18 protein-coding genes are annotated in these 7,958 nt (G+C 60.8%); all 18 read left to right on the top strand.

Annotated elements, in window-relative coordinates; genetic code table 11:
• Positions 1-98, top strand: a 98-nt coding sequence (locus ACPT9U_RS01370) for a hypothetical protein (RefSeq protein WP_078453405.1), incomplete at its 5' end; no start/stop codon positions are given.
• A gap of 80 nt (positions 99-178) precedes the next feature.
• Complete coding sequence (rpsJ, locus tag ACPT9U_RS01365) at positions 179-490, top strand: 30S ribosomal protein S10 (RefSeq protein WP_004332388.1); 312 nt, start codon at positions 179-181, stop codon at positions 488-490.
• A gap of 111 nt (positions 491-601) precedes the next feature.
• On the top strand, positions 602-1,240 hold the full coding sequence (rplC, locus tag ACPT9U_RS01360) for a 50S ribosomal protein L3 (RefSeq protein ID WP_418363644.1): 639 nt from the start codon (positions 602-604) through the stop codon (positions 1,238-1,240).
• Positions 1,241-1,250: 10 nt separating this feature from the next.
• Complete coding sequence (rplD, locus tag ACPT9U_RS01355) at positions 1,251-1,871, top strand: 50S ribosomal protein L4 (protein ID WP_418363643.1); 621 nt, start codon at positions 1,251-1,253, stop codon at positions 1,869-1,871.
• Complete coding sequence (gene rplW, locus ACPT9U_RS01350; protein WP_435749629.1) at positions 1,868-2,173, top strand: 50S ribosomal protein L23; 306 nt, start codon at positions 1,868-1,870, stop codon at positions 2,171-2,173. Before rplD ends, rplW begins: the two co-directional genes overlap by 4 nt.
• Positions 2,174-2,179: 6 nt before the next feature.
• Positions 2,180-3,007, top strand: coding sequence for a 50S ribosomal protein L2 (gene rplB / locus ACPT9U_RS01345; RefSeq protein WP_418363642.1), 828 nt, complete (start codon positions 2,180-2,182; stop codon positions 3,005-3,007).
• Between the two features lie 10 nt (positions 3,008-3,017).
• Complete coding sequence (gene rpsS / locus ACPT9U_RS01340) at positions 3,018-3,293, top strand: 30S ribosomal protein S19 (protein ID WP_004258198.1); 276 nt, start codon at positions 3,018-3,020, stop codon at positions 3,291-3,293.
• Between the two features lie 9 nt (positions 3,294-3,302).
• Positions 3,303-3,632: a 50S ribosomal protein L22 gene (gene rplV / locus ACPT9U_RS01335; protein ID WP_418363641.1), complete on the top strand. Its 330-nt coding sequence runs from the start codon at positions 3,303-3,305 to the stop codon at positions 3,630-3,632.
• A 9-nt stretch (positions 3,633-3,641) separates the two neighbouring features.
• On the top strand, positions 3,642-4,412 hold the full coding sequence (rpsC, locus tag ACPT9U_RS01330) for a 30S ribosomal protein S3 (RefSeq protein WP_418363640.1): 771 nt from the start codon (positions 3,642-3,644) through the stop codon (positions 4,410-4,412).
• Complete coding sequence (gene rplP, locus ACPT9U_RS01325; protein WP_002931592.1) at positions 4,412-4,828, top strand: 50S ribosomal protein L16; 417 nt, start codon at positions 4,412-4,414, stop codon at positions 4,826-4,828. Before rpsC ends, rplP begins: the two co-directional genes overlap by 1 nt.
• A gap of 2 nt (positions 4,829-4,830) precedes the next feature.
• Entirely contained in the window at positions 4,831-5,025 is a 195-nt protein-coding gene (gene rpmC, locus ACPT9U_RS01320; RefSeq protein ID WP_418363639.1) for a 50S ribosomal protein L29, read from the top strand.
• Complete coding sequence (gene rpsQ / locus ACPT9U_RS01315) at positions 5,022-5,291, top strand: 30S ribosomal protein S17 (protein ID WP_281050845.1); 270 nt, start codon at positions 5,022-5,024, stop codon at positions 5,289-5,291. The genes rpmC and rpsQ overlap by 4 nt, the downstream gene beginning before the upstream one ends.
• A 154-nt stretch (positions 5,292-5,445) precedes the next feature.
• Complete coding sequence (rplN, locus tag ACPT9U_RS01310; protein ID WP_418363638.1) at positions 5,446-5,814, top strand: 50S ribosomal protein L14; 369 nt, start codon at positions 5,446-5,448, stop codon at positions 5,812-5,814.
• An 11-nt stretch (positions 5,815-5,825) separates the two neighbouring features.
• Positions 5,826-6,143: a 50S ribosomal protein L24 gene (gene rplX / locus ACPT9U_RS01305; RefSeq protein ID WP_418363637.1), complete on the top strand. Its 318-nt coding sequence runs from the start codon at positions 5,826-5,828 to the stop codon at positions 6,141-6,143.
• 9 nt (positions 6,144-6,152) lie between these two features.
• Positions 6,153-6,692 (top strand): 50S ribosomal protein L5, encoded by a 540-nt coding sequence (gene rplE, locus ACPT9U_RS01300; RefSeq protein WP_418363785.1) that lies wholly within the window; start codon positions 6,153-6,155, stop codon positions 6,690-6,692.
• 7 nt (positions 6,693-6,699) lie between these two features.
• Positions 6,700-7,005, top strand: coding sequence for a 30S ribosomal protein S14 (gene rpsN / locus ACPT9U_RS01295; RefSeq protein WP_418363636.1), 306 nt, complete (start codon positions 6,700-6,702; stop codon positions 7,003-7,005).
• A gap of 13 nt (positions 7,006-7,018) precedes the next feature.
• Complete coding sequence (rpsH, locus tag ACPT9U_RS01290; protein WP_418363635.1) at positions 7,019-7,414, top strand: 30S ribosomal protein S8; 396 nt, start codon at positions 7,019-7,021, stop codon at positions 7,412-7,414.
• Positions 7,415-7,424: 10 nt separating this feature from the next.
• A complete protein-coding gene (gene rplF, locus ACPT9U_RS01285) occupies positions 7,425-7,958 on the top strand; it encodes a 50S ribosomal protein L6 (protein ID WP_418363634.1) in 534 nt (177 codons plus the stop codon).

Genomic DNA, 7,958 nt, shown 5'->3' with positions numbered 1-7,958 from the left:
TGATCGCCCCGATCGCCATGGAAGAGGGCCTGCGCTTCGCGATCCGCGAAGGCGGCCGTACCGTCGGCGCCGGCGTCGTCGCCAAGATCATCGAGTAATGCTCGAACTGGGGCGGCCCTTTGGGGTCGCCCACGCTCTTTGTGCTCTTTTCTGAAACATCCGCTCTTTTGGACTAAACATGCAGAACCAGAAAATCCGCATTCGCCTGAAAGCATTCGATTACCGTCTGATCGACCAGTCCGCGTTGGAAATCGTCGAAACGGCCAAGCGCACGGGCGCCGTCGTTCGCGGCCCCGTCCCGCTGCCGACTCGCATCGAACGTTTCGACCTGCTGCGTTCGCCGCACGTTAACAAGGCTTCGCGCGATCAGATGGAAATCCGCACCCATCAGCGCCTGATGGACATCATCGATCCGACCGATAAAACGGTTGACGCTCTGATGAAGCTGGATCTTCCGGCTGGCGTGGACGTCGAGATCAAGCTCCAATAAGCGCTTTTGCTTGCGGAAGCTTTGAACAGGCCGGTATAATCCGGCCTTTGTGCCTTTGGGTGCAATAATTGTGACCCCCGGTCAATCGCAACCGGGATTCAGGAGAAAAAAATGAGTCTAGGCCTTGTAGGACGCAAGGTCGGCATGACTCGCATCTTCGCTGAGGATGGCAAGACCATTCCGGTGACGGTGCTGGACGTGTCGGACAATCGTGTGTCCCAGATCAAGACGACCGAAACTGATGGCTATGCCGCGGTTCAGGTTGCTTTCGGCAGGCGTCGCGCCAGCCGTATCACCAAGCCGGTCGCGGGTCATCTTGCCAAGGCGGGCGTCGAGCCCAGTCGCGGCATGAAGGAGTTCCGCGTTGAAGGCGAGCAGGCAGGCGGCATGAATGTCGGTGACCTGCTGGGCGCAGACCTCTTCCAGGTCGGTCAAAAGGTTGATGTGACCGGTGTGACGATCGGCAAGGGCTTTTCCGGCCCGATCAAGCGTCACAACTTCTCGTCGAACCGTGCCTCGCACGGCAACTCCATCTCGCACAACTCGCCGGGTTCCATCGGTATGGCGCAGGATCCGGGTCGCGTGTTTCCGGGTAAGCGCATGGCCGGCCAGTATGGCAACGTGCAGCGCACGACCCAGGGGCTCGAAGTCGTTCGCGTGGATGTCGAGCGCCAGCTCCTTCTCGTGAAGGGTGCGGTGCCGGGTGCCAAGGGTGGCGACGTCGTCGTCCGTCCGGCGGTCAAGGCCTGAGGAGCGCGCAATGGAACTGAAACTCTTGAATGATCAGGGTCAGGCAGCATCGACGCTTCAGGCGTCCGATGTGCTGTTCGGCCGTGAGTACAACGAAGCGCTTGTGCACCAGGTCGTGACCGCCTACATGGCGAACGCGCGCTCGGGTAACCGCAAGCAGAAGGATCGCTCCGAGATCGCCAAGTCGACTCGCAAGCCGTTCCGTCAGAAGGGTACGGGTAACGCCCGTGCTGGTATGGCTTCCAGCCCGCTGTGGCGCGGAGGCGGCAAGATCTTCCCGAACACCCCGGACGAGAACTTCTCGCAGAAGGTGAACCGCAAGATGTACCGCGCCGGTGTCGCTGCGATCCTGTCGCAGCTTGCTCGCGAGGACCGTCTGGCCATCGTGGAGAACTTCAGCGTCGAGGCGCCGAAGACCCGCTTGCTGTCGCAGAAGCTCAAGGGTATGGGCCTGGACTCGGTTCTGGTCATTACCGACGAAATGGATGAGAACCTGTTCCTGTCCTCGCGCAACCTTCATCAGGTTCTGGTGCTGGAAGTGAACGAGGCGGATCCGGTGTCGCTCGTGCGCTTCCCGAAGGTGCTGGTCACCAAGGGCGCGCTGGCGAAGATGGAGGAAGCGTGGCAATGAGCGCGATCACTCAGGAACGTCTGCTGCAGGTGCTGCTCGCTCCGCAGATCTCCGAAAAGGCAACGTATGTTGCCGACAAGAGCGAGCAGGTGGTGTTCAAGGTCGCTTCCGATGCAACCAAGCCCGAAGTGAAGGCGGCTGTCGAGTCGCTGTTCAAGGTCGAGGTGAAGTCGGTTCAGGTTCTGAACGTGAAGGGCAAAGCCAAGCGCTTTGGCAAGACCATGGGTCGCCGCAAGGACTGGAAGAAGGCCTTCGTGTGCCTGAAGCCCGGTCAGGAAATCAACTTCGCGGCGGGGGAGTGATAGATCATGGCAATCGTTAAACTCAAGCCCACTTCCGCTGGCCGTCGTGCCCAGGTAAAGGTCGTCAATGCCGACCTCTACAAGGGGCGTCCGATCGCGGCGCTGGTCGAGAAGCAGAGCAAGAATGCTGGCCGTAACAATAACGGTCGCATCACGGTGCGCCACCAGGGTGGTGGTCACAAGCAACACTATCGCCTGGTCGACTTCCGTCGCAATAAGGATGGTATTCCCGCCAAGGTCGAACGTATCGAGTACGACCCCAATCGCTCCGCGCACATCGCGCTGCTGTGCTACGCGGATGGCGAGCGTCGCTACATCATCGCACCGCGTGGCGTGGAAGTCGGTCAGCAACTGGTTAGCGGCTCCGAGGCGCCTATCAAGCCAGGTAACGCGCTGCCGATTCGTAACATCCCGGTCGGCTCGACGATCCACTGCATCGAGATGGTTCCCGGCAAAGGTGCTCAGCTTGCGCGTGCTGCGGGCACCTCGGTTCAGCTGCTCGCGCGTGAAGGTTCGTACGCACAGCTGCGCCTGCGCTCCGGCGAGATCCGTCGCGTGCATGTGGAGTGCCGCGCGACCATCGGTGAAGTTGGCAACGAAGAGCATGGTCTGCGCAAGATCGGCAAGGCCGGCGCGAACCGTTGGCGCGGCATCCGCCCGACCGTTCGCGGTGTGGCGATGAACCCGGTCGACCACCCGCATGGTGGCGGCGAGGGTCGGACCGGCGAAGCGCGCGAGCCGGTCAGCCCGTGGGGTACGCCGAGCAAGGGTTATCGGACGCGCTCGAACAAGCGCACCGACAACATGATCGTGCAGCGTCGTCACAAGCGTTAAGGGGTAAAAGATGGCACGTTCTATCAAGAAAGGCCCGTTCATCGACGCGCACCTGCTCAAGAAGGTCGACGCGGCACGGACGAGCAACGACAAGCGCCCGATCAAGACCTGGTCGCGTCGCTCCACGATTCTGCCCGACTTCATCGGTCTGACAATCGCGGTGCACAACGGCAAGCAGCACATTCCCGTGTTCGTGACCGAGAACATGGTCGGACACAAGCTCGGCGAATTCGCGCTCACGCGTACCTTCAAGGGTCACGCCGCCAGCAAGAAAGCCAAGCGTTAAGGGGGCGACATGGAAACCAAAGCAATTCTCCGTGGCGTTCGCCTGTCGGCCCAGAAGGGTCGCCTGGTGGCCGACCTGGTTCGGGGCAAACGCGTCGATCAGGCGCTCAACACGCTGGCCTTCTCGCCCAAGAAGGGCGCGAAGATCATTCGCAAGGTGCTCGAGTCGGCAATCGCGAATGCCGAGCACAACGACGGCGCCGATATCGACACGCTGAAGGTCAAGGCCATTCACGTGGAAGAGGGCATGACGCTCAAGCGCTTCACTGCGCGTGCGAAGGGTCGCGGCAACCGCATCCTCAAGCCCACCTGCCACGTCTACGTGACCGTTGGCGAGTAAGGAGTAAACATGGGTCAGAAAATCCATCCCACTGGCTTCCGCCTCGCCGTCACGCGTGACTGGGGTTCGCGCTGGTTTGCTTCCAGCAAGGACTTCTCGGGCATGCTGCACGAGGACCTGAAGGTTCGCGAGTACCTCAAGAAGCGCCTCGCGCACGCATCGCTCGGCCGCGTGCTGATCGAGCGGCCGGCCAAGAATGCCCGCATTACGCTGTTCAGTGCGCGTCCGGGCGTCGTGATCGGCAAGAAGGGCGAAGACATCGAGGCACTCAAGCGCGATCTGCAGAAGATCGTAGGCGTTCCGGTTCACGTGAATATCGAGGAAGTGCGCAAGCCCGAACTCGACGCGAAGCTCATCGCTGATTCGATCGCCCAGCAACTTGAGAAGCGCATCATGTTCCGCCGCGCAATGAAGCGGGCCATGCAGAACGCGATGCGCTTGGGTGCCCAGGGCATCAAGATCATGAGCTCCGGTCGCCTGAACGGCGCCGAGATCGCGCGTACCGAGTGGTATCGTGAAGGCCGTGTTCCGCTGCACACCCTGCGCGCGAATATCGATTATGGCGTCTCCGAAGCGCAGACCACCTACGGCATCATTGGCATCAAGGTGTGGGTGTTCAAGGGTGAGATGCTGGGTCGCAACGAGCAGCCCGTCGCCGCCGAGCCGGAAGTGGATAACCGCCGTGGCCGCCGTGGCGCGCCGCGTGACGGCGAAGGTCGTCCGGGTCGTCGTCCCGCTCGTCGTGGCGAAGGCCGGCAAGAAGAAAGCAGGAGTGAATGATGCTGCAGCCGACTAGAAGGAAGTACCGTAAGGAGCAGAAGGGCCGCAACACCGGTGTCGCTACCCGCGGCGCCAAGGTGTCCTTCGGCGAGTACGGGCTGAAGGCCGTTGGCCGCGGTCGTCTGACCGCGCGTCAAATCGAGTCGGCCCGTCGTGCGATGACGCGTCATATCAAGCGTGGTGGTCGCATCTGGATTCGCATCTTCCCGGACAAGCCGATCTCGAAGAAGCCGGCCGAAGTTCGGATGGGTAACGGTAAGGGTAACCCCGAGTACTGGGTCGCCGAGATCCAGCCGGGCAAGGTGCTCTATGAAATGGACGGCGTGGCCGAAGAGCTCGCTCGTGAGGCTTTCCGGCTCGCTGCCGCCAAGCTTCCGATCGAGACCGTGTTCGTTACCCGTCAGATTGGGGGTTGAACATGAACGCTACTGAACTCCGCGCCAAGAGCGCAGATGAGTTGAACAAGGAGCTCCTCGAGCTGCTCAAGGCGCAGTTTTCGCTGCGCATGCAGCACGCTACGCAGCAGCTGGGCAATACGAGTCAGATTGGTAAGGTTCGTCGCGATATCGCGCGCGTGCGTACCATTCTGCGCGAAAAGGCGGGTCAGCAATGAGCGAACAGGTTGAGAAGGTTCGCCGCGCGCTGGTTGGGCGTGTGGTGAGCGACAAGATGCAGAAGACGGTGACCGTTCTTGTCGAGCGTCGGGTGAAGCACCCGCTGTACGGCAAGATCATCACCCGTTCGGCAAAGTACCACGCTCACGTGGAAGACGGCATTGCCGCGCAGGGCGACCTCGTCGAGATCGAGGAGTGCCGCCCGATCTCGCGCACCAAGACCTGGCGGGTGGCCAAGGTGCTCGAGAAGGCTCGTATCATCTGAATTGAGTTACTGGCAGGTCGCAAAAAAAACAGCTTGGCGCGCACGCGCCAGGCTGTTATACTTTTGCCTCTTTGCTCCGGGGCTCGCTCGGGGCATCCTACCCTGACGGGTTCCAAGACTGTCCGCAGATGCGGGATAAGTTGGAGATATTTTCATGATTCAAATGCAGTCCAGGCTGGACGTGGCCGATAACTCCGGCGCACGCTCGGTGATGTGCATCAAGGTCCTGGGTGGTTCGAAGCGTCGCTATGCCGGCGTGGGCGACATCATCAAGGTTACCGTGAAGGATGCTGCGCCGCGTGGTCGCGCCAAGAAGGGTGACGTCTACAACGCGGTCGTGGTTCGCACTGCCAAGGGCGTTCGTCGTCCTGACGGTTCGCTGATCAAGTTCGACAACAATGCGGCCGTGCTTCTGAACAACAAGCTTGAGCCGATCGGCACCCGTATCTTTGGGCCGGTCACGCGCGAGCTGCGCACCGAGCGGTTCATGAAGATCGTCTCGCTGGCGCCCGAAGTGCTCTGAGGAGTCGATAGATGAACAAGATCCGCAAGGGTGACGAAGTAATGGTGCTGACGGGCAAGGATCGTGGCCGTCGTGGCACTGTGCTGCGCCGCGTCGATGACGAGCGCGTCGTGGTCGAGGGTGTGAATCGGGTGAAGAAGCACGTGCGCCCGAATCCGCTGAAAGGTGAAGTGGGTGGCATCGTCGAGAAGGAGATGCCCATCCATGTGTCGAACGTCGCGCTGTTCAATCCCGCCACCCAGAAGGGTGATCGAGTCGGGATCAAGACGCTTGAAGATGGCCGCAAGGTTCGTTTCTTCAAGTCGAACGGCGAGCTGGTGAACGCCTAAGGAGTGACGATGGCTCGCTTGCAACAGGTTTACAAGGATGAGGTCGCGCCTGCGCTGAGGCAGCAGTTCGGCTACAAGTCCGTGATGGAAGTTCCTCGCATCACCAAGATCACCCTCAATATGGGCGTCGGTGAGGCGGTTGGCGACAAGAAGATTCTCGAGAACGCCATTGGCGACATGACCAAGATCGCCGGTCAGAAGCCAGTGTCCACCAAGGCTCGCAAGTCGATCGCCGGTTTCAAGATTCGCGACGGTTATCCGATTGGCTGCATGGTGACCCTGCGTGGGCCGCGCATGTTCGAATTTCTAGATCGTCTGATCACGATTGCCCTGCCGCGCGTCCGTGACTTCCGCGGTATCGCGTCGAAGGGTTTTGATGGTCGCGGCAATTACAACCTCGGTGTCAAGGAACAGATCATTTTTCCTGAGATCGAGTACGACAAGATCGATGCGCTGCGCGGGATGAACATCAGCATCACGACGACGGCCAAGAACGACGAGGAGGCCCGTGCTCTCCTCGCCGCGTTCAAGTTCCCGTTCAAGAATTGAGGGTGATATGGCGAAACTCGCTCTGATCAACCGCGAAGCGAAGCGCGCGCAGCTGGTGGAAAAATTCGCTGCCAAGCGTGCCGCCCTGGTCGCGACGATCAAGGACACCAGTCTGTCCGAAGAAGAACGCATGGCCGCCCGTCTGGCCCTGCAGCAACTGCCGCGCAACGCGAACCCGACCCGTCAGCGCAATCGTTGTGCGCTCACCGGGCGCCCGCGTGGCGTGTTCCGCAAGTTCGGTCTGTGCCGTAACAAGCTGCGTGAAATTGCTTTCCGTGGTGAAGTTCCTGGTATGACCAAGGCGAGCTGGTAAGGAGAAATCGAAGATGAGTATGTCCGATCCGATCGCCGACATGCTGACGCGCATCCGCAACGGCCAGCAGGCCCAGAAGGCCTCGGTGTCGATGCCTTCGTCGAAGCTGAAGGTTGCGATCGCCAAAGTTCTGCATGACGAAGGTTACATCGATGGTTTCGCGGTGCGCGAAGAGGGCGGCAAGCCTTCGCTCGACGTTACGCTCAAGTATTACGCCGGGCGCCCGGTCATTGAGCGACTCGAGCGTGTGAGCCGTCCTGGGCTGCGCATCTACAAGGGTAGCGATGACCTGCCGCGCGTGATGAACGGCCTTGGCGTCGCCATTGTTTCCACGCCGCGTGGCGTGATGACCGACCGCTCCGCACGCGCTGGCCGCGTGGGTGGCGAGGTCATCTGCCTGGTCGCGTAAGGGGGATACGATGTCTCGTGTAGCCAAGAATCCGGTGGCGATCCCGCAGGGCGTGGAAGTGATGATTTCCGACGCTGAGATCGCAGTGAAAGGTCCGCTCGGCTCGCTGCGCCAGGCGCTGACGGGTGCCGTACAGGTTGCGCGCGAAGGCGATGCGATCGTGTGCAAGGCGCGCGACGGTGTTGCCAATGCGCGCGCCATGTCTGGCACCGTGCGTGCGTTGGTGAACAATATGGTTACCGGCGTGAGCAAGGGTTTCGAGCGCAAGCTGACCCTGGTGGGCGTGGGTTATCGTGCGCAAGCGCAGGGCGACAAGCTCAATCTGTCACTCGGCTTCTCTCACCCGGTCGTGCATCAGATGCCCGAAGGTGTGAAGGTCGAGACGCCGACTCAGACCGAGATCCTGATCAAAGGGGTCGACAAGCAGAAGGTCGGCCAGGTCGCTGCCGAGGTGCGGGCCTACCGCGCTCCCGAGCCTTACAAGGGCAAGGGCGTCCGTTATTCGGACGAAGTGGTGGTGCTCAAGGAAACCAAGAAGAAGTAA

Source organism: Thauera sp. AutoDN2 (assembly GCF_051280715.1).
GTDB lineage: Bacteria > Pseudomonadota > Gammaproteobacteria > Burkholderiales > Rhodocyclaceae > Thauera.
Note: the sequence above shows the minus strand (reverse complement) of the source record. Positions and strands in the feature narration are given on the sequence as shown.